This window comes from Blattabacterium cuenoti, from assembly GCF_014251255.1.
Classification (GTDB): Bacteria; Bacteroidota; Bacteroidia; order Flavobacteriales; family Blattabacteriaceae; genus Blattabacterium; species Blattabacterium cuenoti_W.
Window position 1 is genome coordinate 206,726 of sequence record NZ_CP059182.1, and the last position, 25,993, is coordinate 232,718.

At 25.2% G+C, this 25,993-nt stretch carries 27 protein-coding genes and 1 tRNA gene; 10 read left to right on the plus strand and 18 right to left on the minus strand.

Annotated elements, in window-relative coordinates; genetic code table 11:
- Positions 1–226 precede the first annotated feature (226 nt).
- Both H0H77_RS00955 and H0H77_RS00960 read left to right on the plus strand, forming a co-directional pair.
- The gene (locus tag H0H77_RS00955) at positions 227–913 is read left to right on the plus strand and encodes a hypothetical protein (protein ID WP_185851736.1); all 687 of its coding nucleotides are present in this window, start codon (positions 227–229) and stop codon (positions 911–913) included.
- A 33-nt stretch (positions 914–946) separates the two neighbouring features.
- Entirely contained in the window at positions 947–1,930 is a 984-nt protein-coding gene (locus H0H77_RS00960; RefSeq protein WP_185851737.1) for a pyruvate dehydrogenase complex E1 component subunit beta, read from the plus strand.
- 4 nt (positions 1,931–1,934) lie between these two features.
- Here H0H77_RS00960 and metF read toward each other — a convergent pair whose 3' ends face one another.
- Positions 1,935–2,897, minus strand: a complete 963-nt coding sequence (gene metF, locus H0H77_RS00965) for a methylenetetrahydrofolate reductase [NAD(P)H] (protein WP_185851738.1) — start codon at positions 2,895–2,897, stop codon at positions 1,935–1,937.
- A 63-nt stretch (positions 2,898–2,960) separates the two neighbouring features.
- Positions 2,961–4,247 carry a serine--tRNA ligase gene (gene serS / locus H0H77_RS00970; protein WP_185851739.1) on the minus strand — a complete coding sequence of 429 codons (1,287 nt, stop codon included), beginning with the start codon at positions 4,245–4,247 and terminating at the stop codon, positions 2,961–2,963.
- A gap of 74 nt (positions 4,248–4,321) precedes the next feature.
- On the opposite strand from serS, the gene rsmA reads away from it, so the two are divergent.
- Together rsmA and H0H77_RS00980 are read left to right on the plus strand one after the other, a co-directional pair.
- Positions 4,322–5,095 (plus strand): 16S rRNA (adenine(1518)-N(6)/adenine(1519)-N(6))-dimethyltransferase RsmA, encoded by a 774-nt coding sequence (gene rsmA, locus H0H77_RS00975; RefSeq protein ID WP_185851846.1) that lies wholly within the window; start codon positions 4,322–4,324, stop codon positions 5,093–5,095.
- Entirely contained in the window at positions 5,092–5,967 is an 876-nt protein-coding gene (locus H0H77_RS00980) for a bifunctional 5,10-methylenetetrahydrofolate dehydrogenase/5,10-methenyltetrahydrofolate cyclohydrolase (RefSeq protein ID WP_185851740.1), read from the plus strand. Before rsmA ends, H0H77_RS00980 begins: the two co-directional genes overlap by 4 nt.
- Positions 5,968–6,007: 40 nt before the next feature.
- Here the strand turns inward: H0H77_RS00980 and hisIE are convergent, their stop codons facing one another.
- The 8 genes from hisIE to hisG are packed head-to-tail and all read right to left on the minus strand — an operon-like array spanning position 6,008 to position 13,319.
- A complete protein-coding gene (hisIE, locus tag H0H77_RS00985; RefSeq protein ID WP_185851741.1) occupies positions 6,008–6,628 on the minus strand; it encodes a bifunctional phosphoribosyl-AMP cyclohydrolase/phosphoribosyl-ATP diphosphatase HisIE in 621 nt (206 codons plus the stop codon).
- A 12-nt stretch (positions 6,629–6,640) separates the two neighbouring features.
- The gene (gene hisF, locus H0H77_RS00990; RefSeq protein ID WP_185851742.1) at positions 6,641–7,447 is read right to left on the minus strand and encodes an imidazole glycerol phosphate synthase subunit HisF; all 807 of its coding nucleotides are present in this window, start codon (positions 7,445–7,447) and stop codon (positions 6,641–6,643) included.
- Positions 7,438–8,178, minus strand: a complete 741-nt coding sequence (gene hisA / locus H0H77_RS00995) for a 1-(5-phosphoribosyl)-5-[(5-phosphoribosylamino)methylideneamino]imidazole-4-carboxamide isomerase (protein ID WP_185851743.1) — start codon at positions 8,176–8,178, stop codon at positions 7,438–7,440. Before hisA ends, hisF begins: the two co-directional genes overlap by 10 nt.
- 16 nt (positions 8,179–8,194) lie before the next feature.
- Complete coding sequence (gene hisH / locus H0H77_RS01000) at positions 8,195–8,785, minus strand: imidazole glycerol phosphate synthase subunit HisH (protein ID WP_185851744.1); 591 nt, start codon at positions 8,783–8,785, stop codon at positions 8,195–8,197.
- 21 nt (positions 8,786–8,806) lie between these two features.
- The gene (hisB, locus tag H0H77_RS01005; RefSeq protein WP_185851745.1) at positions 8,807–9,994 is read right to left on the minus strand and encodes a bifunctional histidinol-phosphatase/imidazoleglycerol-phosphate dehydratase HisB; all 1,188 of its coding nucleotides are present in this window, start codon (positions 9,992–9,994) and stop codon (positions 8,807–8,809) included.
- A gap of 10 nt (positions 9,995–10,004) precedes the next feature.
- The gene (gene hisC / locus H0H77_RS01010; protein WP_185851746.1) at positions 10,005–11,132 is read right to left on the minus strand and encodes a histidinol-phosphate transaminase; all 1,128 of its coding nucleotides are present in this window, start codon (positions 11,130–11,132) and stop codon (positions 10,005–10,007) included.
- Positions 11,133–11,134: 2 nt separating this feature from the next.
- The gene (gene hisD / locus H0H77_RS01015) at positions 11,135–12,436 is read right to left on the minus strand and encodes a histidinol dehydrogenase (protein WP_185851747.1); all 1,302 of its coding nucleotides are present in this window, start codon (positions 12,434–12,436) and stop codon (positions 11,135–11,137) included.
- A 25-nt stretch (positions 12,437–12,461) separates the two neighbouring features.
- Positions 12,462–13,319 carry an ATP phosphoribosyltransferase gene (gene hisG, locus H0H77_RS01020; protein WP_185851748.1) on the minus strand — a complete coding sequence of 286 codons (858 nt, stop codon included), beginning with the start codon at positions 13,317–13,319 and terminating at the stop codon, positions 12,462–12,464.
- A 226-nt stretch (positions 13,320–13,545) separates the two neighbouring features.
- Between hisG and H0H77_RS01025 the strand changes: the two genes are divergently transcribed.
- On the plus strand, positions 13,546–14,322 hold the full coding sequence (locus H0H77_RS01025; protein WP_185851749.1) for an exodeoxyribonuclease III: 777 nt from the start codon (positions 13,546–13,548) through the stop codon (positions 14,320–14,322).
- Here the strand turns inward: H0H77_RS01025 and H0H77_RS01030 are convergent.
- Positions 14,323–14,395, minus strand: a tRNA-Lys gene (locus H0H77_RS01030).
- Positions 14,396–14,497: 102 nt separating this feature from the next.
- Here H0H77_RS01030 and H0H77_RS01035 point away from each other — a divergent pair.
- From H0H77_RS01035 to H0H77_RS01050, 4 genes are all read left to right on the plus strand, one after another.
- A complete protein-coding gene (locus tag H0H77_RS01035) occupies positions 14,498–15,013 on the plus strand; it encodes a shikimate kinase (RefSeq protein WP_185851750.1) in 516 nt (171 codons plus the stop codon).
- A gap of 4 nt (positions 15,014–15,017) precedes the next feature.
- Complete coding sequence (tilS, locus tag H0H77_RS01040) at positions 15,018–16,364, plus strand: tRNA lysidine(34) synthetase TilS (RefSeq protein ID WP_185851751.1); 1,347 nt, start codon at positions 15,018–15,020, stop codon at positions 16,362–16,364.
- A 120-nt stretch (positions 16,365–16,484) separates the two neighbouring features.
- Positions 16,485–17,552, plus strand: coding sequence for a 3-phosphoserine/phosphohydroxythreonine transaminase (gene serC, locus H0H77_RS01045; RefSeq protein ID WP_185851752.1), 1,068 nt, complete (start codon positions 16,485–16,487; stop codon positions 17,550–17,552).
- Between the two features lie 9 nt (positions 17,553–17,561).
- Entirely contained in the window at positions 17,562–18,227 is a 666-nt protein-coding gene (locus H0H77_RS01050; RefSeq protein ID WP_185851753.1) for a YggS family pyridoxal phosphate-dependent enzyme, read from the plus strand.
- A 9-nt stretch (positions 18,228–18,236) separates the two neighbouring features.
- Here the strand turns inward: H0H77_RS01050 and trpA are convergent, their stop codons facing one another.
- The 7 genes from trpA to H0H77_RS01085 are packed head-to-tail and all read right to left on the minus strand — an operon-like array spanning position 18,237 to position 24,613.
- Positions 18,237–19,007, minus strand: coding sequence for a tryptophan synthase subunit alpha (gene trpA, locus H0H77_RS01055; RefSeq protein ID WP_185851754.1), 771 nt, complete (start codon positions 19,005–19,007; stop codon positions 18,237–18,239).
- Positions 19,000–20,196, minus strand: a complete 1,197-nt coding sequence (gene trpB / locus H0H77_RS01060) for a tryptophan synthase subunit beta (RefSeq protein WP_185851755.1) — start codon at positions 20,194–20,196, stop codon at positions 19,000–19,002. Before trpB ends, trpA begins: the two co-directional genes overlap by 8 nt.
- Positions 20,193–20,816: a phosphoribosylanthranilate isomerase gene (gene trpF, locus H0H77_RS01065; RefSeq protein WP_185851756.1), complete on the minus strand. Its 624-nt coding sequence runs from the start codon at positions 20,814–20,816 to the stop codon at positions 20,193–20,195. Before trpF ends, trpB begins: the two co-directional genes overlap by 4 nt.
- Positions 20,817–21,617 carry an indole-3-glycerol phosphate synthase TrpC gene (locus H0H77_RS01070; RefSeq protein WP_185851757.1) on the minus strand — a complete coding sequence of 267 codons (801 nt, stop codon included), beginning with the start codon at positions 21,615–21,617 and terminating at the stop codon, positions 20,817–20,819.
- Positions 21,614–22,600, minus strand: a complete 987-nt coding sequence (gene trpD, locus H0H77_RS01075; protein WP_185851758.1) for an anthranilate phosphoribosyltransferase — start codon at positions 22,598–22,600, stop codon at positions 21,614–21,616. The genes H0H77_RS01070 and trpD overlap by 4 nt, the downstream gene beginning before the upstream one ends.
- A gap of 2 nt (positions 22,601–22,602) precedes the next feature.
- Positions 22,603–23,193: an anthranilate synthase component II gene (locus H0H77_RS01080; protein WP_238783808.1), complete on the minus strand. Its 591-nt coding sequence runs from the start codon at positions 23,191–23,193 to the stop codon at positions 22,603–22,605.
- Positions 23,194–23,206: 13 nt separating this feature from the next.
- Positions 23,207–24,613 (minus strand): anthranilate synthase component I family protein, encoded by a 1,407-nt coding sequence (locus H0H77_RS01085; protein ID WP_185851759.1) that lies wholly within the window; start codon positions 24,611–24,613, stop codon positions 23,207–23,209.
- A 711-nt stretch (positions 24,614–25,324) separates the two neighbouring features.
- Here H0H77_RS01085 and H0H77_RS01090 point away from each other — a divergent pair.
- Positions 25,325–25,990: a glycoside hydrolase family 73 protein gene (locus H0H77_RS01090; protein ID WP_185851760.1), complete on the plus strand. Its 666-nt coding sequence runs from the start codon at positions 25,325–25,327 to the stop codon at positions 25,988–25,990.
- The last annotated feature ends 3 nt before the right edge of the window (positions 25,991–25,993 follow it).

The following is a 25,993-nucleotide window of genomic DNA, read 5'->3' on the forward strand; positions in this document are numbered from 1 at the left end:
ACTAAATTTGAAAGTAACTTTTTATTTTTACATTTTTATTTTGGTTCATAAACCAAGTTATAAATCAAGCTAAATAAAGAAAAAATCCTAATAAAAATTTATTGTCGTTATATTGTTGTTCTATATAATAGAAGAATATTTTTATATATTAGCATAAAGTCAGTGCAAGTGAAAACAAGAATGAATCTAATTCAATTAGAGTGAATTTTCAATAAAAATTATTATTATGAATACTACTAGATTTATAATTTCAACAATTTTTTCTATAATGTTAGGAACCTTTTTGGCATCTTGTCATGATGAAATTTCTTTTACTGAAAAAAATGAAAAGGAACAAGATCCTCTTTCTTATTATAGACCTATTCCACCTGTTCAAATGCTAGATTCTCAATTTCCATTATCCTATTCTTATTTATCTGATCCTCCTTCAAATTTTAACTATTATCATGAAGAAAATGATGAAAATGACGATCTTATTTTGGAAAAAAAAAATTTTTCAAATAGTGATTTAAAAATGATAGAAGAGAAAATCAAAAAAACGGAAAAAACAATAGGAAGATTAGAAAAAGAGGGGGATTTCCATGAAAAAGAGTATGTAAATATGATTATAGTTCATAAAAGATTTTTAGATAAAGTGAAAGGAAGAAGAAAAAAAATGAAGACTTCTCCCAACGGATCTGAAGAACAATTGAAAGCTAGAAAAGAATATGAAATTTATAAAGATATGAGAGTAGGAAGATTAGATGGTCTTCAAAGCAAAAAAAATCTTTTAAGTGACATTATCAAAACAATAGAAAGAGCAAAAAACAAACGATTAAATCTTCTCAAGATACAAGAAAAAATACAAAAGACTATTTCTTCTACTCCTCCTACTCCCACTCCTACAACAAATCCAGAACAAAAAAAACAATAATTAATTTTTTTTAACTGAATGATTTTTTTTATTATGAAAGAGATGACCTTTAGAGAAGTAATAGCTGAAGCTATGAGTGAAGAAATGAGAAGAGATAGTTCCATATATCTTATGGGAGAAGAAGTCGCTCAATACAATGGAGCCTATAAAGCTTCTAAAGGAATGCTAGATGAATTTGGTCCCAAAAGAGTTATTGACACTCCTATATCGGAATTAGGATTTTCTGGAATAGGAGTGGGTTCTGCTATGAATGGATGTAGACCTATTATTGAATTTATGACATTTAACTTTTCTTTAATAGCAATGGATCAAATTATTAATAATGCAGCCAAAATACGTTATATGAGTGGAGGGCAATGGAATATTCCTATTGTTTTTAGAGGTCCAACTGGTTTTGCTGGTCAACTAGGAGCTACACATTCTCAATCCTTTGAGAGTTGGTATGCAAGTTGTCCTGGATTAAAAGTTGTTATTCCATGTAATCCATATGATGCAAAAGGACTTTTAAAATCTGCAATAAGAGATAATAATCCTGTAATTTTCATGGAATCTGAACAAATGTATGGAGATACAATGATGATTCCAGAAGAAGAATATCTTCTTCCTATTGGAAAAGCGGATATCAAAAAAGAAGGAACTGATATAAGTTTAGTTACCTTTGGTAAAATTATGAAAATGGCTTTAACCATAGCAAAAGAATTAGATAAAGAAAATATTAGTGTAGAAATAATAGATATTCAAACTATTCGTCCATTAGATTACGAATCTATACTTTTCTCTGTGAAAAAAACCAATCGTTTAGTAATTTTAGAAGAATCATGGCCATTTTCTTCAATAGCATCTGAAGTTTCGTATATCGTACAAAAAAAAGCATTTGATTATTTAGATGCTCCTATCAATAGAATCACAATTCTAGATACACCTGCTCCTTATGCTTCCAATTTAATTAAAGATTGGTTTCCTAATAAAGAAAAAATAATAAAAGCTATCAAAGAAACTCTTTACTATACTTTTTAAATTATTAATAAATTGCTTGAACTATTTTATAAATATTTTCTGGTTTATCCATAGTATAATAATGAATTACTTCTACTCCAGAGTTTTTTAACTCTTTGGATTGATGTATTGCCCATTCTATTCCAATAGAAGAAACTATCTTTTTATCTTGAGCTTTTTCAATTTCTTTTACTAACTCATTGGGAATGTTTAAATAAAAACAAGAAGGAAGACTTTTCAATTGTTTTTTAGAAGAAATAGGTTTAATTCCAGGAATTATAGGAACAGAAATTCCTTCTGATCTGCATCTTTTAACAAAAGAAAAAAATTTTTTATTATCAAAAAACATTTGAGTAACAATATAATTTGCACCAGCTTCTATTTTTTTTTTCAAAAAAAAGAGATCACTTTCAATATTAGGAGCTTCTAAATGTTTTTCTGGATATCCGGCTACTCCAATACAAAAATCAAATAATGGTACATTTTTTTGTTCAAAAGTCTTATCAAGATACTTTCCTCTATTCAAATCTTGAACTTGTCTTACTAATTCTACTGCATATTGATGTCCATCTTTTTTAGCAAAAAAACTCTTTTCAGATTTAAGAGGATCTCCTCTAAGAACTAAAACATTATCTATTCCTAAAAAATTGAGATCTATTAAAGCGTTTTCTGTCATTTGTTTATTAAAACCACCACAAATAAGATGTGGAACTGCATCTACTCCGTATTTATTCATAATTGCAGCACAAATCCCTACAGTTCCTGGACGTCTTGAAATAGTTTTTTTTTGTAAAAGTCCATTTTCTTTTTCCACATAAATAAATTCTTCACGATGATATGTCACATCAATAAAAGGAGGGTTAAATTCCATTAAAGGATCCAAAGTATAAAAAATGTCTTTAATATCATGTCCTCTTAAAGGAGGTAAGATTTCAAAAGAAAACAAACTTTTTTTTTTAGCTTTAGCTATATGATCAATTACTTTCATACATAATGAATTCTTCTAGAGAGAAATAATCAATATTAATATTTTTTTATATATTCAATTATTTTATGATTCTATTGAATCAAATCCTGTATAAGGAATTAAAACTTTAGGAATAATGATTTTATTTTCCGTTTGATTATTTTCTAATAAAGCGGACATAAGACGTGGTAAAGCCAAAGCGCTTCCATTTAAAGTATGACATAATTCCATTTTTCCTTTTCCTGTAGTAGTTTTACATCGAAGATGTAATCTATTGGATTGAAAATTCGTACAATTTGAAACAGAACTTACTTCTAACCATTTTTTTTGTCCTATAGAATAAACTTCAAAATCATAAGTCATTGCAGAAGAAAAACCCAAATCTGTTCCGTTTAAACGAATTAGTCTAAACGGTAATTCTAAAGATTTTAAAATTTTTTTAATATGAAAAATCATTTCATTTAAGTAATAGTAAGAAGTGTTAGGTGTAGTAATCTGAATAATTTCAACTTTTTCAAATTGATGTAATCTATTTAATCCTCGTACTTTAGATCCATAAGATCCAGCTTCTCTCCTAAAACAAGAAGTATAAGTTGTGGCTTTTACAGGCAGATCTTTCTCTAGAAAAGTATTATCTCTAAAACAATTCATAAGAGGGACTTCTCCAGTTGGAATAAGATAAAGATTATCTTTTTCTATCAAATACATTTGATCTTCTTTATCTGGTATTTGTCCTGTGGAATATCCAGACATTTCATTAATAAGATAAGGTAAACTATATTCTATATATGAAGCACGTATATTTTGATCTAAAAAATATTGGATTAAACTCCTTTGTAAGGAAGCCCCTTTTCCAATAAAAACAGAAAATCCAGATCCACTTATTTTTGTTCCTAAATCAGAACTAAATAAATGAAACTTATTAGACAGTTCCCAATGGGGAAGAATTTTTTTAATAGAATTACAAATAGGATTTTCTTGAAAATATTGAAAAAGAATATCTTTTTCTGTATTTTTTTTTATTTTTTCATCAGGAATATTAGGAATTTGATTTAATTTTTCTTCTAAATTACTAACAATATTTTTGAATTCTATATTCAAGTTTTTTTTTTGTTTTTTTAAACAAATAGATTCTTCTTTCAAAGAATTTATTTGATTTAAACAATTTTCTTTCTTCTTAAGAAAAAGACTTATTTTTTTAGATATTAAATTTTCTTTTTCTGATATACCATTTAGAATATATTGTATTTTCTTTTTTTTCTTATCTAAAATTAATATATCATCGATCAGACCGACCTTATAAAAGTTTCTTTTACTTAATCCTAATAAAACTTTTTTTCTATTTTTCTTTATAAAAGATGCTTGAAGCATAAAAGAAATTTAAATCATGTATAAAAAAATACAAGATACAAAAAATGCATTTTTATTATTTGTATATTTGTGTGATGAGAAGTTTTTTTTATAAAAAAAAATTAGATCAACATTTTTTAAAAGATAAAAATATAGCTAAAAAAATTGTAAAAAATCTTTCTTTTCAGGACTATAATACAGTTGTTGAAATAGGACCAGGATTAGGGATATTAACTACTTATTTGTTAAGTATATGTTCTAAAGTTTTTTTAATAGAAATAGATGAAGAACTAATTTTCTTTTTAAGGAAAAATTTTTCTATTTCCAATAATCAAATAATCCATAAAGATTTTTTAAAATGGAACCCTGAAGAAATTAACCTTAAAAACTTTGCATTGATTGGAAATTTTCCTTATAGTATTTCTTCTCAAATATTGTTTCATCTACTAAAATACAATCAATACATTCCAGAATGTATTGGAATGTTTCAAAAAGAAGTAGCAGAACGTATAATTTCTCATGAAGGAAAAAAGACTTATGGAATTTTATCTGTTCTTATACAAACATTTTATGATGTGAAATATCTTTTTACTGTTAAAAAACACGTTTTTTTTCCTGTTCCAAATGTACAATCAGCAGTTCTTCTCTTGAAAAGAAAAAAAAAAATAAAGGCTTTTAATAAAAATATTTTGTTCAAATGCGTAAAGATGTCCTTTAATCAGAGAAGAAAAATATTGAAAAATTCTTTAAAATCTTTTATAAAAAAAATACCAAATTTTTATAATCTTCCATTTTTGAATAAAAGAGCAGAACAATTATCCATAAGAGAATTTATTCAATTAACAAATGAAATAGAAATTAGAAAATGACTCAACTATTAAATGGGAATCAACTAGCAACAGAGATAAGAAAAGAAATTTCTAAAGAAATAGATCAAAAGATACGAAAGAAAAAAAAACGTCTTCCTCATCTTGGAATTATTTTATCAGGAAATAATAGTTCTAGTTTGACATATGTCAATAGAAAGATACAAGAATGTAAAGATATAGGAATTAAATCTACTTTAATTCATTTACCAAAATGGATTTTAGAACATGAAATATTAGAAGAAATTAAAAAAATGAATGAAAATCCATTAATAGATGGGATTATTGTCCAACTTCCTCTTCCAAAACATATCAATGAAGAAAATATAATTTTATCTATTAATCCAAAAAAAGATGTAGATGGATTTCATCCTGAAAATTTTGGAAAAATGTCTTTAAATATGAATGCTTTTTTTCCTGCTACTGCATTAGGAATATTAACTATTTTAGAAAAAAACCAAATTAAAATATATGGAAAACATACTGTAGTTATTGGAAGAAGCAGAATTGTAGGAAGACCAATCAGTATTTTACTAAGCAGTAGAAAAAATACTGGAAATAGTACTGTGACTCTTACTCATAGTCGAACTTCTAATATAGAATACTATACAAAACAAGCAGATATAATTATTATAGCAATAGGAGTTCCAGGTTTTTTAAAAGGAGAAATGATAAAAAAAGGAGTTGTCATTGTAGATGTAGGAATCACTAGAATTCAAGATGGAAATAAATCCTTTTTAAAAGGAGATGTTGATTTTAATAGTGTTTATGGAAAAGCCTCTTATCTGACACCTGTTCCAGGTGGAATAGGACCTATGACACGTATTATGCTTATGAAAAATACTTTAATAGCTGCATTAAAAAATAATTGTTAATAATAAAAACAAAACACAAAATTTATGTGTTTTTAAACAATTAATGATTTCTTTTATTGTGTCTTTTTTCTAAAACATCTACAACATCTTGAATAGTACACTCTTTACTCTGTAAAAGTAACAAATAATGAAACAACAAATCTGCAGATTCATTTAAAAATAAGTTTTTGTTATCTTCTCCTTTGACAGATTCAATAAGAACTTCCACAGCTTCTTCTCCAAATTTTTGGGATATTCTATTAATTCCTTTTTTGAAAAGTTGAAATACATAAGAATTTTTTTTATCTTTGTTTCTTATCCTATTAGAAATTAGATTTTCTAAAAAAAATAGAAAATTGATTCTATTTAATTCTTTCCAGCAAGTATCCGTTCCTTTATGACAAATAGGACCTGTTGGATTTGCTTTAATCAATAATGTATCTTTGTCACAATCAATTAATATATCTTGAATCAAAAGATAATTTTGACTAATTTCTCCCTTTGTCCATAATCTTTTTTTGGATCTACTATAAAAAGTTACTTTTTTTTCTTCAATGCTTTTTCTATATGCTTCTTTATTCATATAACCTAACATTAAAACTTTATCAGTTTTTGAATCTTGAACAATAACAGGAATTAATCCATCTTTAAAATTTATTTCTTCTTCTTGAATAAATTTCATTTTTTATAAAAATTATGAAAATATTTGATTTTGATTATCAATCATTCTCCCCCTATCATCTACAAATCGAATGGGGATGTTCTGATTGATTAGATAATATTTTAGTTCAGGTATTTTTATTTCTTTATAATGAAAAATACTAGCAGCTAAAGCTGCATCTGCTTTTCCATTTTTAAAAACTTTATAAAAATCTTCTAATTTTCCAGCTCCTCCTGAAGCAATAACAGGTATGGAAAGTTTTTCAGATATTTCTTTAGTTATGTCTAAAGCAAATCCACTTTTTGTTCCATCATGATTCATTGAAGTTAATAGTATTTCTCCTACTCCTCTATCATAAGCTTCCTTTGCCCAATCTAAAGTTTTTCTTTTAGTAGAAACCCTTCCTCCATTTAAATAAACCCTCCATTCATTCTTTTCGTATTTTGTGTCAATTGCCAAAACAATGCATTGACTTCCAAATCGACTAGAAAGAATTTCTAAAAGCTTTGGATTTTCAAAAGCTGCAGTATTAATAGATATTTTATCCGCACCTGCATTTAATAATAATTCAACATCTTTTTCTTCTCTAATTCCTCCCCCCACAGTAAAAGGAATATTAATATGACGAGCTACTTCTCTTACTAAACTTAATAAAGTTTTACGTTTTTCATTTGTAGCTGTAATATCTAAAAATATTAATTCATCTGCTCCTTCTTTCGTATACCAACTTCCTAATTCAATTGGATTTCCAGCATCCTTTAAATGTTTAAAATTTACCCCTTTTACAGTTCTTCCATTTTTTATGTCTAAACAAGGAATAATACGTTTAGTTAATAACATCTTTTTTGATTATTTTTTTTCCAATTCATAAGTTCTGATAAGAATATTTTCTTTTCATATATAGCTTTTCCAATAATTGCTCCATAGCATCCCAAATCATATAATTGATTGATATCCTCTATATTTCTAATTCCACCACTTGCAATAAGTTCAAGATTTGGAAATTTTTTTCTAATTTTTTTATATAAAGAAAAAGAAGGGCCAGAAAGAACTCCGTCTTTAGAGATGTCTGTACAAAAAATTTTTTTTACTCCATGAGTCTCTTTTTCTTTTAAAAAATCCCAAAAAGAAATATTCGAAAATTTTGTCCATCCATTAATTGCTATTCTATTGTCTTTAATATCTACTCCAAGTAAAATTTTATTTTTTCCATAAATATGAACCCATTTTTTTAGAAGCAAAGGGTTTCGTACAGCAATACTTCCAATAGTTGCCATATATCCTCCATTTTCAAAAACAAGACGAACATCCTCATCTGTATGAATCCCCCCCCCAAAATCAATAATAAGATGTGTATACATCGCAATTTTTTCTAATATTTTCCAATGAACCACTTTTCCTTTTCTTGCTCCATCTAAATCTACTAGATGTAATCTAGATATTCCATGATCTTCTAATAAAAATGCAACATCTAATGGATCATTATTATAAATTTTTTTTTGATGAAAATCTCCTTGTATTAAACGAACACATTTTCCATCTATAATATCTATAGCCGCAATAATATTCATTTTTTTTATTATATGATTATAATCGAATAAAATTTTCTAATATTTTATGTCCTACATAAGAAGATTTTTCAGGATGAAATTGAACTGCATAAAAGTTTTTTTTTTGTAAAGCAGCACTATAAGAAACTATGTACTTTGTTTCAGCCACAGTGTATTTTCCTAAAGGAACATAATAACTATGTACAAAATATTGATAACTTCCATCTGGAATATTTTCAAATAAAGGACCTTTTAAATTGTGAATTGTATTCCATCCTATTTGAGGAATTTTCTCATTCTTATTTTCTGATTGAAACTTTTTTACAGAAAAATCGAAAACTCCTATACATGGAGTACTTCTCTCTTCCGAATGTTTACAAAGCAATTGCATTCCTAAACAAATTCCTAATACAGGTTGTTTTAGTTCAGAAAGAAGAACATCTAATTTATTTTTTTTCAAATATTTCATAGCAAAATGAGCTTCTCCTACACCAGGAAGAATAACTTTTTCAGCTGTTCGAATAGATTCTTGTGAATCTGTTACAATTGCTTCTACTCCTATTCTTTCCAAAGAAAAAAGAACAGATTGCACATTCCCAACAGGATATTTTATAATAATTGTTTTCATAATTTTCTCATTAAAAAATTCTTACAAAAGACCTTTAGAACTGGGTAAATGGAATTCCCTATTAGGATTCTTTTGTATAGCCATCTTTATAGATCTGGCAAAAGCTTTAAAAATAGATTCTATTTTATGATGTTCATTATTTCCTATAGCATGTATATGTATATTACATTTTGCAGATGAAGAAAAAGATTGAAAAAAATGAAAAAACATTTCTGTAGGAATTCCTCCTATTTTTTCTCTATAAAATTGAACTTTCCAATATAATAGACTTCTTCCTCCAAGATCCAATGAAACTGTAGCTAAACAATCATCCATAGGAAGTGAAAAAAAACCATAACGTTCTATCCCCCGTTTATCTCCAATAGCTTTATAAAATGCTTCTCCTAAGGTAATTCCAGTATCTTCTATTGAATGATGCTCATCTACATGAAGATCCCCTCTTGTATGAATATTTAAATCGATAAAACTATGAAACGAAATTTGTTGTAAAAGATGATCAAAAAATCCAATTCCTGTTTGTATATGAGATTTTCCTTTTCCATAAAGTCGAATAGTTACTTTTACATTTGTTTCTAATGTAGTTCTTTGATGTATGAATTTCTTGGAAAGATCTTTAAGTTTTAAATATTCATAAATATCTTTCCAGTTATCAGTTTGTAACACAACTACATTTTTTATTAGAATCTCCTTATTTTCTTTTGTATTAGTATTAGAAAAATAAAATTCTTCTTCTTTAAAAAATTGATTATCATTATGATGATTATTTATCCATATGGATTTACATCCTAAATTTTTAGCAAGTAAAACATCTGTAATCCTATCTCCAATAACAAAAGATTCTGATAAATTGTAATTAGAATTTTTTAAAAAAAAAGTTAACATTCCTGTTCCAGGTTTTCTATTAGGAGATTTTTCTTCTGGAAAACTTTTATCTATATGAACAGAAAAAAAATGAATTCCTTCCGTTTTCAAAATTTTTAATATGTGATTATGTATGGGCCAAAAATACTTTTCTGGAAATTTTTCAGTTCCTAATCCATCTTGATTAGATACCATAACTAAATCATAGTTCAATTCCTGAACAATTTTTGATAAAAAAAATAGAACCTTTGGATAAAAATTTATCTTACTAAAGGCATCAATTTGATAAGTAGGAGGAACTTCTCTAATAATGGTTCCATCTCTATCTATAAATAATATTTTTTTCATTTTTTATCAATTAATTATTGATTTTTTTTGGATGATCCCCAAAATATTTTTTAGAATATTTTTTAATTTGGTTTATTAAATATTTGTTTTCATCATGAGTTCCTACTGTGATTCTTAAACATTCATTGCATAAAATAATTTTTGAACGATCTCTAACGATTATATTATTTTCAATCAAATATTTATAAAGATTCCTTGAAGAATTTGTTATTTTTACTAATAGAAAATTAGAAGAACTAGGATAGACTTTCTCTATTATGGGAATCTCCTTTAAAGATTTTTTCATATATTTTCTTTCTAAAAGAATATTTTTTAAATGAAAAAAAAATAAATCTTTATTGTCCAATGCTTGGATAGCTATTTCTTGCGAAATTTGATTCACATTATATGGATATTTTACTTTGTTCATCCATTGAATAATTTCTTCAGAAGCAATAGCCATTCCTATTCTCAATCCAGCTAATCCCCAAGATTTAGAAAGTGTTTGTATAAGAATTAAATTAGGATATTTCTCTATTTCTAGAGAGAAAGATTCTTGATCTGAAAAATCAATATAAGCTTCATCCAAAACAACTATTCCTGAAAATTTTTTTATAACTTTTTGAATATCTTCTCTTTTTATATCATTTCCAGTAGGATTATTTGGAGAACAAATAAAAATTATCTTACTATACTGGTTGATCACATTTTCTATTTTTTTTAAATTTAATTGATATTTTTCTTTTGTAAGATGAATTTTTATAACATCCACTTCATGAATTTTTCCGCTAATTTCATACATTCCATAAGTAGGAGGAAAAATAATAGAATGATCAATTTTTGGACGCGAAAAAATACGATAAATTAAATCAATAATTTCATTACTTCCATTTCCTAAAAATATTTTAGATGAAGGGATATTCTTTATTTTTGAGATTTTTTCTTTTAATTCCATTTGTAATGGATCTGGATATCTATTATAAGAATTAGAAAAAGATAAAGGAGATCCAAAAGAATTTTCATTAGCATCTAAAAAAATAAAATCTTTTTCTTGAAATTCCTCTCTAGCTGAGAGATAAGGATCCATATTAAGAATATTATCTCTTATTAATGAATTTAAATCAAAATTTGAAAAGAAGATTGTTTTGGATTGATTCATAATTATTCATTTTTTAATCGAATATTAATAGATTTTTTATGTGCTATTAATCCTTCTTCAGAAGACAAAATATCTATACAATTTGATAAATTTCGTAATCCTTTTTTGGAAATTTTTTGAAAAGTAACTTTTTTAAGGAAACTCTCTACAGAGATTCCACTATAAGATTTTGCATATCCATATGTAGGAAGAACATGATTTGTTCCAGAAGCATAATCTCCAACACTAACTGGGGAATAATTTCCTAAAAAAACAGATCCAGCATTTTTTATCTTATTTCCCCAATAAGAAGCGTTATTGCAATTAACAATAAGATGTTCTGGAGCAATTTGATTAATTAAATCAATACATTCTTCCATGGAAGAAAGAATAATTATTTTACTATTTTCTAAAGATTTCTTAATGATATGTTGTCTATCATACAGATGAAAAAATTGTTTTTTTAATTCTTCTTTTACTTCTTTAATCCAATAATCATTAGATATAGTAATTAAAATAATATAACTTTCTGGATCATGTTCTGATTGAGAAAGTAAATCAGAAGCAACATATTCTGTATTAGCAGTTTCATCTGTTAATATCACAATTTCTGAAGGTCCTGCAGGCATATCTATAGATACAATTTCTTTTTGAGAAACAATTTGTTTAGCTATTGTAACATAGGAGTTTCCTGGTCCAAATATTTTATAAACGGAAGGAACACTTTCAGTTCCATAAGCCATAGCTGCAATAGCTTGAGCACCTCCAATTTTATATATTTTTTTAATTCCTACATACTTAGCAGTATATAAAATAGAAGGATTAATTTTCCCATTTTTATTAGGAGGAGTACATAAAACAATATCTTCGCATCCTGCTAATTTGCTAGGAATTCCTAACATCAAAATCGTGGATAATAAAGGAGCAGATCCTCCAGGAATATACAACCCTATTTTTTCTATTGGAATAGATTTTCTCCAACAGATGACTCCTGGAGAGACTTCTATTTTTGATTCCTCATGTATTTGTTCTTTGTGAAAACGTAAAATATTTTCATATGCTATATGAATCGATTTTTTTAAACAATTTGAAATTTTTAAATTGGATTTATCAATATCTTCTTCTGTTACTTGAATACATTTTAAATTAAAATGATCATATTTTTTCGTATAAGTTTTTAAAGCAACATCTCCATATAATTTTACATTATTTATAATAGATAGGACAATCTCCGTCAATTGATCTACGTTTCTTGCAGGTCTTTTTATGATATTTCTCCATTTTTTTTTTGAAGGGTAAGAATATACTTGAATATTATTATCCATATTCATCTTATTTTTTTTTGTAATTTCACAGTATAATTTTTTCTATTGGAAGAACTAATATATCTTGTGCTCCAAGTGCTTTTAAATTTTCTATTATCCCCCAAAAATCGTTTTCATTTACTACAGAATGGACAGAACTGCATTCTGAATTCGCTAAAGGAAGAATTACTGGACTTTTAATTCCGGGAAGATAAGAAATTATTTTTTCTAATCGCTCATTAGGAACGTTTAAAAGAATATATTTATTATTTTTAGCTTTTTTTACGGCTCGTATTCTAAATAATAACTTATCCATTATGATTTTTTGCGGATCTTCTAAATGAAGATGAGAAGCCAAAACGGCTTCAGATTGAAGAATCGTTTCTACTTCTTTTAATCCATTCATAAATAATGTAGATCCACTACTCACTAAATCACAAATGCAATCAGCTAATCCAATTCCAGGTGCGATTTCAACGGCTCCAGAAATTTCGTGAATTTCTGCTTGTATATATTTTTTTTCGAAAAATTCTCTAACTAAAAAAGGATAACTTGTTGCAATACGTTTTCCATTTAAATCATTTAAATCATTATATCTAATGGATTTAGGAACAGCTATAGAAAGACGACATTTTCCAAAACCCAAAGTTTCTTTTATTTGTATTTTTTTTCTTTTTTCTAAAAGAACATTTTTTCCCACTATTCCTATATCAGCAACTCCATCTTCTAAATATTGAGGAATATCATCATCTCGCAAAAAAAGGATTTCCAATGGAAAATTAAGGGCTGTAGTTTTCAATTTATCTATACCAATATTAACCTCAATGCTGCAATCTTTAAGCAACTTAATGGAGTCTTCATAAAGACGTCCTGATTTTTGAATAGCTATTTTAAGTTTATCCATGATAGATAGGAAAAAAATAACAAAAGCTTACTATTTTTTATCTTTTGTAAGCTTTTTATTTGATTAGTAAAGTAATCTTTATAGATTAAGAAAAAATATTATGATGCATTTATTTATTGCATGATGTATTACAGCAAATATAAAAAACTATTTTGAATATTATTATTGAACCTTTTTGAAACTCTATTTTTTTTATTCATGATTATTTTTAACCAAAAAATTTTTTATGAAAATTGTTAGTTATAATATCAATGGAATCAGATCTGGGATTAATAAAGGATTACTCCATTGGATTGAAAAATGTTCTCCAGATATCTTGTGTTTTCAAGAAATAAAAGCTTTTCCAGAACAAATTAACACAAGTCTCTTTGATTATTTGGGGTATTATCATTATTGGTTCCCTTCAGAAAGAAAGGGATATAGTGGAGTAGGAATTTTATGTAAAAAAAAACCAATCCATGTAGAATATGGAATAGGATTAAATTCTCTTGATAAAGAAGGACGAATTATACGTATAGACTTAAAAAACAATATATCTGTCATAAGTCTTTATATTCCCTCTGGAAAAAACATGGAAAATAGATTGAATTTTAAATTTTATTTTCTTAATCAGTTTTTTCATTACATAAAAAAAATGAAAAAAGAATTTCCAAATCTTATTATTTGTGGAGATTACAATATCTCTCATAAAGAAATAGATATTCATGATCCTATAAGAAATAAGGAAATTTCTGGTTTTTTACCAGAAGAAAGAAAATGGATGACGCATTTCTTAAATTTAGGATTCATAGATAGTTTTAGAAACTATATTAAAGAAGCCCACCATTATAGTTGGTGGAGTTATAGTTATAATGCTAGAAAAAACAATAAAGGTTGGAGAATTGATTATTCCATGGTCAGTACATCTTTGAAAAAAGAAATGAAAAATGCTTATTTACTCCCTGAAATACGATATTCAGATCATTGTCCTATTGTATTAGAATTATATAAAAAAATGAAATAATGACCTGACTGGGATTCGAACCCAGGACCCTTACATTAAAAGTGTAATGCTCTACCAGCTGAGCTACCAGGTCTATCTCCTATTTTTTTTGAGTAAAAAAAACTGTTTTTTTATTGTTATAATGAACAAATATACTACTAATTTTATATATTATTTTTTTTGTATTGTATGTTTTATGAAAGTGACTTTAATTGGATATATGGGAAGTGGAAAAACTTCTATAGGAAAAATGTTATCTAAACAATTGAAATTTGACTTTTATGATTTAGATGATCTTCTTGTTACAGATCAGCATGATTCTATTTACAATATTTTTAAAAAAGAAGGAGAAAACTCTTTTAGAAAAAGAGAGCATTTAATGCTTAAAAAAGTTTTAAAAAAAAACAAAAAATATATTTTATCTGTTGGAGGTGGAACTCCTTGTTATTATAATAACATTGACTTATTAAATAAATTTTCAAAAACTTTTTATCTAAAAACTAATTTTTACACTTTGTGTAAAAGATTATATTTAGAAAAAAAAACGAGACCATTAATCGCGCATTTTTCCAAGAAAGAATTATTTCAATTTATTAGGAAACATTTTTCAAAAAGAATTTTTTTTTATGAAAAATGTTTCCTAAAAATAGATACTACTGGAAAATCCAAAAAAGACATTGTTCAAGAAATTACACAATTCATCATTTCATGATATTATGAATAAATTATTATTTAACAAATATGATCATTTTTTTTTAGAAAAAATTATAAAAAATTTTCCAATAGAAAAAAAAAAAATATGTGTTGCTGTCAGTGGAGGATTAGATAGTATGGTTCTTTTAAATTTATTACTTCATATTCCTAGTATTACAGCATTAGGAGTTGCGCATTGTAATTTTACATTAAGAAACAGAGAATCTAATAAAGACGAATGCTTCGTAAAAAACTTTTGTTTAAAAAATCATATAACATATCATATTAAACGATTTAATACTTTTGATTTTTCTAAAAAACATAAATTATCTATACAAATGGCATCTAGAACACTTAGATACAATTGGTTTAATGAATTATTGTTAAACAATTCGTATGAGTTAATAGCATTAGGACATCATTTAAATGATTCCATAGAAACTTTCTTTATAAATTTAATGAGAGGAACAGGAACAAAAGGATTATTAGGAATCCCTAAACAAAATGGAAAATTCATTCGCCCTCTTTCTAATTTTACAAAAAAAGAAATTTTTTTTTATGCGAAAAAAAGAAATATAAATTGGAGATTAGATAAAAGTAATTTAGATACTAAAAAATATTTAAGAAATAAAATACGTTCTATAATGTCCGTTTTTTCTATAAAAGGTATAAAAAAAAGTATAGATTACCTTCATCAAGAAAATTTTTTAATAGAAAAACAGATTGAAAAAATTAATCAAGAAATAACAATAGAAAAAAAAAATAATCCATTTTTATGGAAAATCTCATGTCATAAAATGATGAATTTAAAACCTTTATCTTTTTATTTATTTAAATTATTTTTTTCTTATGGATTTTCTAAAAACATAAAAAATTTAAAAGATCTTCTTTATGCACAATCAGGTAAACAATTGATATCTAAAAAATATCGTATTATTAAAAATAGAAATTTTTGGATATTAATATCAAATTCATTTTTATTTGAAAATAAAAATAAAGTTTTTTTAATTCCCAATATAAGTAGTAATAATGATCATAAAAAAATGTCATTGCCTATAAATGTAAAATTTTCTTTTCACAAAAAAATAGAAAAGAATAAAAAAATAGTATTTATAGATTTTGATAAAATTCAATTTCCATTAAAATTAAGAACATGGAAAAAAGGAGATTATTTTTATCCTATAAATATGAAAGGAAAGAAAAAATTAAGTAAATATTATAAAGAAAAAAAATTTTCTCTTTTAGAAAAAGAACAAACATGGTTATTAGTAAACGGAAATAAAGATATTATTTTAGTTTTAGGAAATCGTTTAGATAATAGATTTAAAGTTACAGTAAAAACAAAAAAAATATTAGGAATTAAAATATGATTATAATATCATTAATATTAAAATACAATTTTACTTATTGAAGTAAATATATTATTATATAATACAATTTGAATTAGTATTTTTTTTAATTTTGATAGAAAGAATTAGTAAGTTCTATTTATGATAATACATAATTTCAATGCAGGCCCCTCTATTTTACCAAAACAAGTAATTAGAAAATCAGCTCAATCTGTTATTTCTTTTAATAAAAGTGGATTATCCATACTTGAAATTTCACACAGAAGTAAAGATTTTATGGAAATAATAGAGAAAACAACAGAATTAGTTAAACGTATTATGAATTTAAATGATGATTATTCCATTTTATTTCTTCAAGGAGGAGCGACTTTGCAATTTACAATGATTCCATATAATTTAATGAATAAAGAAGCCGCTTATTTAGATACAGGAATATGGGCAAATAATGCTATTAAAGAGGCAGAAAAATTTGGTAAAGTAAGAATTCTTTTTTCAGGAAAAGAAAAAAACTATACATATATATCTAAAAATTATGAAATTCCAAATGAAGTAGATTATTTTCATTGTACTTCCAATAACACGATTGTTGGAACACAAATGAAAACATTTCCTAATACTTCTTCTATTCCAATAGTTTGTGATATGTCTTCTGATATATTTAGTAGAAAATTAAATTTTTGTCAATTCAGTTTGATCTATGCTTCTGCACAAAAAAATGTAAGTTCTGCAGGAATGACTCTTGTTATAGTAAAAAAAGAAATTTTAGGAAAAATTAAAAGAAATATTCCCTCTTATTTAGATTACATAATTCATATTAAAAATAATCGTATTTTAAACACTCCAAATGTATTTTCTATTTATACTTCTATGTTAACATTAGAATGGATAGAAAAAAAAGGTGGTCTTTCCATTATAGAAAAAGAAAACAAACATAAAGCTCAATTGTTGTATAATGAAATAGACAAAAATAATCTCTTTGAAAACAAAATTCATAAAGAAGATCGTTCTAATATGAATGTTACTTTTTTTTTAAAAAGAAAAAATCTAGAAAAAGAATTCAATAAAATGTGGAAAAAAGAAAACATTGTTGGATTAGATGGACATAGATATTTAGGAGGATATCGTGCAAGTGTTTATAATGCTTTGTCATTAGATAGTGTTCGATTTTTAATACATCTCATGAAAGAATTTGAAAAAAAATTTTCATAATGCATCATAATGAATAATCATCCGATTCAAAATCGTTTTTTTTTTGTAAAGAGATTCATTCCAAAAAATATCAAAATTTTAGTAGTCTCTAAAAATCAAGAAGTTTCTCGTATAAAAAAATTATACGAAATAGGACATAGAGACTTTGGAGAAAATTATGTACAAGAAATGATCAAAAAATATAAAAAGTTGCCAAAAGACATTCGTTGGCATATGATCGGAAGAATTCAAAGTAATAAATTAAAATACATAATTCCTTTTATTCATTTAATCCATAGTGTTCAAAAATTTAAACATATTCAAATCATAAATAAAGAAGCATCAAAACAGAATCGTGTTATAAATTGTCTACTACAAATAAAAATTTGTAATGAAAAAAACAAATCAGGCATAACATATCAAAAAGCCAATCACATATTAGAAGATAAAAGATATCAGAAAGACATGAAAAATGTAAAAATTATTGGACTTATGGGAATGGCGTCTTTCCAAAAAAAAATTCAAGAAATACGTTATGAATTTGATTATTTAAAAAATATATATAATGATTTAAATAAGAATCACAAACATTTTTGTATTCTTTCTATGGGAATGAGTAGAGATTACCCTATAGCTATAGAATATGGAACTACTTTGATTCGTTTAGGAACATTGATTTTTGGAGATAGAAAATAGAAAAAATTTTTAATTAATTATTTTTTTTATATATTTTTTAATACTATATTCCAGTTTTTTTTCATTTAATGATTGAATAAAAGAACTCCCAATAATTCCTCCATTTGCATATTGACATGATAATTCAAATGTTTTTTTATTTTGAATTCCAAAACCAATCAGTTTTGGAATTTTTGTTGATAATTTGTTAACTCTTTCAAAAAAAGATGTTTGTTCTTTCTTAAAAGAAATATTTTTTCCTGTTATGGAGTTAGAAGAAACTAAATATAAAAAACCATCTGTAATACTACTTAAGAAAGATATTCTTTGTGAGTTAGTTTTTGGAGTAATTAAAAAAATCATGGACAATAGATATTTTTTAAATAAATTTTGATATTTTTTGATAAAAAAATCAACAGGTAAATCAGGAAAAATCACCCCGGATATTCCTAATTCATTGCATTTTTTTAAAAAATGTTCTTCTCCGAATTTATAAAATTGATTATAATATCCCATAAGAAGAATAGGAATTTTTGTTTCATTTCTAATTTTTTTTATTTGTGAAAATAATAAAGAAACATTCATTCCGTTTTTTAATGCAATTTTATGACTATTTTGTATCACTACTCCATCTGCCAAGGGATCAGAATAAGGAATTCCTATTTCAATTAGATCTACAGGAAGTGTTTGCAATGTTTTTATTATGATTTCTGTACTATTTAAATAAGGATAACCTGCAGTAAAATATATACATAATATATTTTTATCTTTTATTTGAAATAATTTATGAATTTTATTCATTATTTTTATTTAAATTAAAAAAAAAGCGATTATAAACATCTATATCTTTATCTCCTCTTCCTGATAAATTGATAACGACAATATCATCCGTTTTAAATTGTATTTTCCTTAATACAGCTAATGCATGAGAACTTTCCAAAGCAGGAATAATTCCTTCTAGTTGAATTAATTCATATCCTGCTTTTAAAGCTTCTTTATCTGTAGAATGTAAAAAATTTACACGTTTTTTTACAAAAAGATTCGCATGCATTGGTCCGATTCCTGGATAATCTAATCCGGCAGATATGGAATATGCAGGAGTTACTTGACCATATTGATCCTGTAAAACAATCGTCATACTTCCGTGTAATACTCCTTTAGTTCCACAATGTATTGAAGCGGCTGTTTTTTTTGTATTTATCCCTAATCCTGCAGCTTCAACTGCTATGAGATTCACAGATTCATTTTCTAAAAAATGATAAAAAACTCCTGCAGCATTACTTCCACCTCCTATACAAGCAATAACATAATTTGGAAAAGAATTTCCTTCTTTTTCTTCTAATTGTGTTTTTATTTCTTCACTAATAATAGATTGAAAATCTGCTACCATTTGAGGATATGGATGTGGACCTACAGTTGATCCTATCAAATAATAACTTTCTGGATTATTAATCCAATAACGAATAGCCTCATTTACCGCATCTTTAAGAGTTTTTTCTCCACTACATACCGGAATTACTTCTGCTCCAAGTATTTTCATTCTAATAACATTAGATAATTGACGTTGCATATCTATTTCTCCCATAAAAATAATACATTCTAAATTCATTAAAGCACAAGTAGTTGCAGTAGCAACTCCATGTTGACCTGCTCCCGTTTCAGCAATGATTTTTCTTTTTCCTAATTCTTTGGCTAATAATGTTTGTCCTACAGTGTTATTGATTTTATGCGATCCTGTATGATTTAAATCTTCTCTTTTCAGATAAATTTTAGCTCCATATTTATCAGAAAATTTTTTACAAAAAAATAAAGGACTAGGTCTACCCACATAATTATGAAGTACTTTTTTATAAAATTTTTGAAATTTTTGACTTTTTATTATTTTTTTATATTTATCTTGCAGTTCTTTTATGTTATTATGTAACATTTCAGGAATAAAAGCTCCTCCAAATTCATCATAATAACCATTTTCATCAACTAAGTATTTCATCGTTTTCTTATTTCTTTTATAAAATTATTAATGGAAGTTTTATCTTTATTTCCCGGTGAAATTTCAAATCTACTATTAATATCAATTCCAAACATTTTAGGATGTGAAAAGTTTTTAATATTTTCAATATCTTCTATTCCAATTCCTCCACTTAAAAAAAATGGAGTATCAAAATGATATTCATATAATTTATTCCAAGTAAATTTTTTCCCACTCCCTCCATAGAATGGAGTTTGACTATCAAATAAAAAATAAGAACAAGAATAAATATAATTTTTAATTTTTTTAAAAGAAAAAGAATCATCAATTCTAAAAGATTTTATTAATTTTAATCCATTTTTTTGAGTAAGATCTTCACAATAAGAAGGACTTTCTGTTCCATGTAATTGAACAAAATCTAATTTTTTCCCTATTTTTAGGATATTTTCTTTTGATTCATTTACAAAAACTCCAGTTTTTAATATTCCTTTTTTTAATTTTGGAGGAAAAAAATTTTTTCCTACAAATCTAGGAGAATAAGGATAAAATATAAAACCTATAAAATCAGGAAATAAATTGGAAATTTTTTCAATATTTAATTTAACTCCACATATTTTTATTTTTAATAATTTGAATTCCATTTATTGTTCTTGTATAACTTTTAATGCTTCTATCATATTTTTACAGCTTTTTCCAGGATCATTTGTTTTCATAAAATGTTCTCCAATTAAAAATCCTTTAAATCCTTGTTTTTGTAAAAAAACAATTTTTTGAATATTATCAGATATTCCACTTTCCGCTATTTTAATATGATGATTAGAAATTTTTGATGATAATTTTAAACAATGTTCAGGATTTACAATAAAAGTTCGTAAATTACGGTTATTAATTCCTACTATAATATTTTTGTTTCCTGTTATTTTATCAATTTCATTTTCTTTGTGAATTTCTATTATTACTTCTAAATCAATGCTTTCTGCTAGTGAAGCAAAATTTTTTATTTGTTTTTTAGAAAGAATTTCTGCAATTAATAAAATAACATCAGCTCCCATAGATTTAGATTCTATAATTTGATACTCATCAAGTATAAAATCTTTTCTAAGTAATGGAGTAGAGACAATGGAACGTGATTTGATGAAATCTTCATTTTTTCCATAAAAAAAATAACGTTCTGTAAGAATAGATATCCCACTTGCTCCAGCACTTTCATAATCTTTAACGACTTTTTCTACTAAAACATTTTTATTAATAATTCCTTTAGAAGGTGATTTACACTTAAATTCTGCAATAATTCCAGTTTTTGTTTTTTTAATTTTTTTGATTAAAGAAATGCATTTTCTTTCAAAAAAAAGAAATTTTTCCAATTTCTTTATTGGATAGAACTCTTTATTTATAAAAATTTCTTTTTGTTTTAGGAATAAAATTTTATCAAGAATATTCATAAGGTTAATAATTTTTTAAGAATATTCTTTGCTTTTCCACTTTCTAAAGAATTTTTTGCTTTTTCATAATTACTTTCAAGACTCTCTTGATTTAACAAACTTAATGCAAATGTTGCATTGATCAAAACAACTTCTTTTTGAGCTAATGTTCCACTTCCAGATAAAATGCTAATGAATATACGAGCATTTTCTTCTGTATTTTTTCCTCCTTTTAATTCATCAGGATTAAATTTAGTTTTTCCTAACTCTTTTAAAGAATAAAATCGTTCTCCATTTGGAGTATAACATTTAATATCACTCGTTAAAGAAATTTCATCATATCCATCTAAACTATGAATTATAGCATAATTTTTTTTTGTATTTTGATACATATAATGATATATTCTTGCTAATTCTAAATTATTTACTCCTAATAATTGATTTTTTGGATTTCCTGGATTTAATAATGGACCAAGCATATTGAAAATAGTTTTTATTCCCAACTCTTTTCTAACTGAAGAAAGAAAATTTAATATAGGATGAAATATAGGAGCATGTAAATAGCAAATTCCTACTTTTTCTAATTGTTTTTTCAAATTTTCTTCTTTATTAGTAAAGTTATATCCTAATTGTTTTAAAATATTTGAAGATCCAGTAATAGAAGAAGAACCAAAACTTCCATGTTTAATAACTTTCTCACCTGCGCCTGCAACTATAAAACACGCTAAAGTAGAAATATTGAAAGTATTTTTTTCATCTCCTCCTGTTCCAACAATATCAATGGCATTAAATTCTGTTAAATTAATTTGTATACATGATTCCATTAAAGCTTGACAAAAACCTCTTATTTCCTCTAAAGTAGGACTTCTCATATTATATACAGTAGTTAAAGCTACTGCTTGATTTTTATTGATTTTTCCTTTAGAAAAATTGAGAAAAACATTTCTAGCTTCTTCTTTTGTAAGAGTATTTTCCAAAAAAAGATGGTTTAATATATTTTTCATAATCATTTTTTTATATTCAGCCAATTTTCTATAATTTTTTCTCCGAATGGAGTTAAAATAGATTCTGGATGAAATTGAACCCCACAAACATCATAAAATTTATGACGTAAAGCCATTATTTCTCCTTTATCTCCAACAGCAGTAATTTTTAACAAGTCACTAGGAAAATTATGAGAAGAAATAATCCAAGAATGATAACGTCCAACTTTTATTTTTCTAGGAATTTTTTGAAAAAGGACTTCTAGAGGATCTATAATTTTTATGAAACTAGTAATTCCATGAGAAACTTCCTTTGTATTAAGAAGTGTTGCTCCAAAAACTTCTCCTATAGCTTGTTGTCCTAAACAAACACCTAAAATACTTTTAGTAGAAGCAAATGTTTTTATTAAGGGTTTTAAAATATGAGATTCATCAGGAATACCAGGGCCTGGAGATAAAATAATTTTACTATATTTTTCTACATCAGAAAGTTTTATTTCATTGTTTCTAGATACTTTTACAGGATTTTTTGTTATTTTTTTTACGACGTGAACAAGATTATATGTAAAAGAATCATAATTATCCAGTATCAATATTTTTTTATTTTTCATCATCAATATCTATTCACTAAATAGTTTCAGCTAATTCTATAGCTTTAAATAGAGCCATGAGTTTATTATTCACTTCTTCTAATTCTTTTTCTTCTTTAGAATCAGAAACTATTCCAGCACCAGCTTGAAAAAAAAGAGTATTTTTTTTACTTATAAAAGAACGAATAACAATAGCTGTATTAATGTAGCAATTATTTAATCCAAAAAACCCAATAGCTCCTCCATATACTCCTCTATGTTGGTTTTCTATTTGATCTATTAATTCCATAGCTTTATATTTAGGAGCTCCGGAAAGAGTTCCTGCAGGAAATGTATCTCCAAATACTTTCATAAGAGAAATATTATCTTCTAATTTTCCGGAAACTTTAGAGACCATATGTAACACATGAGAGTAACTTTGTATTTCTTTAAAATATTCTATTTTAACATTAGATGAATTTTTGCTCAAATCATTTCTTGCTAAATCTACTAGCATAACATGCTCTGCATTTTCTTTGGAATTTTTTATAAGATCTTCAGATAATTTTTTGTCTTCATCATCATTCTCTGATCTTCGTATAGTTCCTGCTATAGGATTAATAGAAGCAATTTTATTATTAATAATTAGTTGTGATTCAGGGGAAGCTCCAAATAATTTATAACTTCCATAATCAAAATAAAATAAGTATGGAGAAGGATTAATAAATCGTAAAGCACGGTATACATTAAATTCATCTCCTTTAAATTTTTGTTGAAATTGACGAGATAATACTATTTGAAAAACATCTCCACGTAAACAGGCTTTAATTCCTTTAAAGACCATTTTTTGATATTCTTTGTCAGTTATATTTGAAGAACGATTTCCTATAGATTTAAAAGAAAAAAATGAAAAATTTTTTCTTTTAACTAATTTAATTAATTGATCTATGGAGGTATTTTTTATGTTAGAAAATTGATGTTCAATTAGATACATATTGTTATAATAATGGTGAAATATGATTAAGTTTCCATAGAAACAAAATCTTATTTGAGGTAAATTATATGTTTCTTTAATAGAAGTGTGGAATTGAATATTTTCAAAATATTGTATACTATCATAAGATATATATCCATATAACCCAGAATAAAATTTTGAATAATTTTCACTCTTAAACTTTTTAAAAAAATTGTCTATTAAAATTGGAAGATCCAATTTATCATTAATAAAAATATGTTTGTGAACACAATTGGGATAAGATATTTTTACTACATTTTTATCCAAAATAAGTTCCGAAACTGGATTTATGCAAAGAATAGAAGAGTAATTTTTTGTAAATTGATAATCAGAAAATTCTAACAACAATGTATTTGGAAAACGATCTCTTAATTTTAAATATAATTCTATTGGTGTAGTACTATCCGCTAAAAGTTTTTTCTGAATAGTTCTAAAATGAAATTCGAACATGATTTATGGTATTTTTTATGAGAAAAGTTTGCCCTAAAGACAAGTTCTAGGAGACGGGGACGTTGTTGGACAGTTTTCTCCAACTAACTTCTTAACTGAAAGAATACCATTCTCTTTTTATCTAATCTATAACAAAGATAAATAAATTTTTCATATTTATTATTGATTTTAATTATAAAAAGTACAATTTAAATTCAAAAAAATGAAAGAATCTATTTTGGAAATAATAAACAACAAAAATTTATTTTTAAAAATAAAGGAGTTCACATAAGTTTTATTCAAAATATTCTTTCATCTTGAGTTGATCAAAAATATCAACATCTACTAAACTAAAAAAGTATTTCAACAATAACAAGATGAAATGAATGTTTTTTTCATTTCTAATGGTCTTATTGTAAGATAAAATATAACATCAATTGAATCAAGATAAAATGAATAATCAAATCAAGGTGAAGAAATAGATTTTAAAAGCCTAAATAGAATTTCTATTCCTTAAATAAGGGGAAGATTTTTGTTAGATTATTTTTGAATTTGAAAATATTCAGAATTGTATTTTACACGAAACAAATAATGAAAAAAAAGAATATTTTTCTCTTAATTAAAAGAGGATTATTGAGGATTATTATGGAATTTTTTTACTTGATTTAATTTTACAAAATATGTAATTTTATTTTTTTATCTTATAGTTTAAACTTTATACTTTATGAAAAAATGAAAGAATTTTTTTGTTTTATTTTTTCTTTTTTTGTAACCTTTTTCTTTTTATTTTCAAAAGAAAAAGAAGAAGAAAAAAATTATAAAAAAAATGTAATTAAATATATTAAAGATCATGTGAAGTTTGCTCTTGAAGAAATGGAAAAATTTAAAATACCAGCTAGTATTAAATTAGGACAAGGAATTTTGGAATCTTCAAGTGGAAATAGCACATTAGCAAAACTCACAAATAATCATTTTGGAATAAAGTGTGGAAAAGAATGGAAAGGAGATATTTATTATCATGATGATGATCTTCCAAAAGAATGTTTTAGAAAATACAAATCGGTTAGAGAATCTTTTAATGATCATTCAAAATTTTTAAAAAAATCTCGTTATTCTAAACTATTTCTTTTAAAAATTAAAGATTATCAATCTTGGGCAATTGGGTTGGAAAAAGCTGGATATGCAACTTCGTTAAATTATTCTGATCAACTGATTTCTAAAATAGAAAAGTATTCTCTTTGGATCTTTGATGAAGAAACATCTCAAGAAATAGAAAAAAGAATAGACAAACATTTAAATAAAATAAAAATGAAAGAAAAAGAAACAAAAAAAACTATTCTTAAATCTTTTTTTCAAAAGATTTATTTTCTTTTAAAAAGAAAGCTAACAAAAAATTAATAA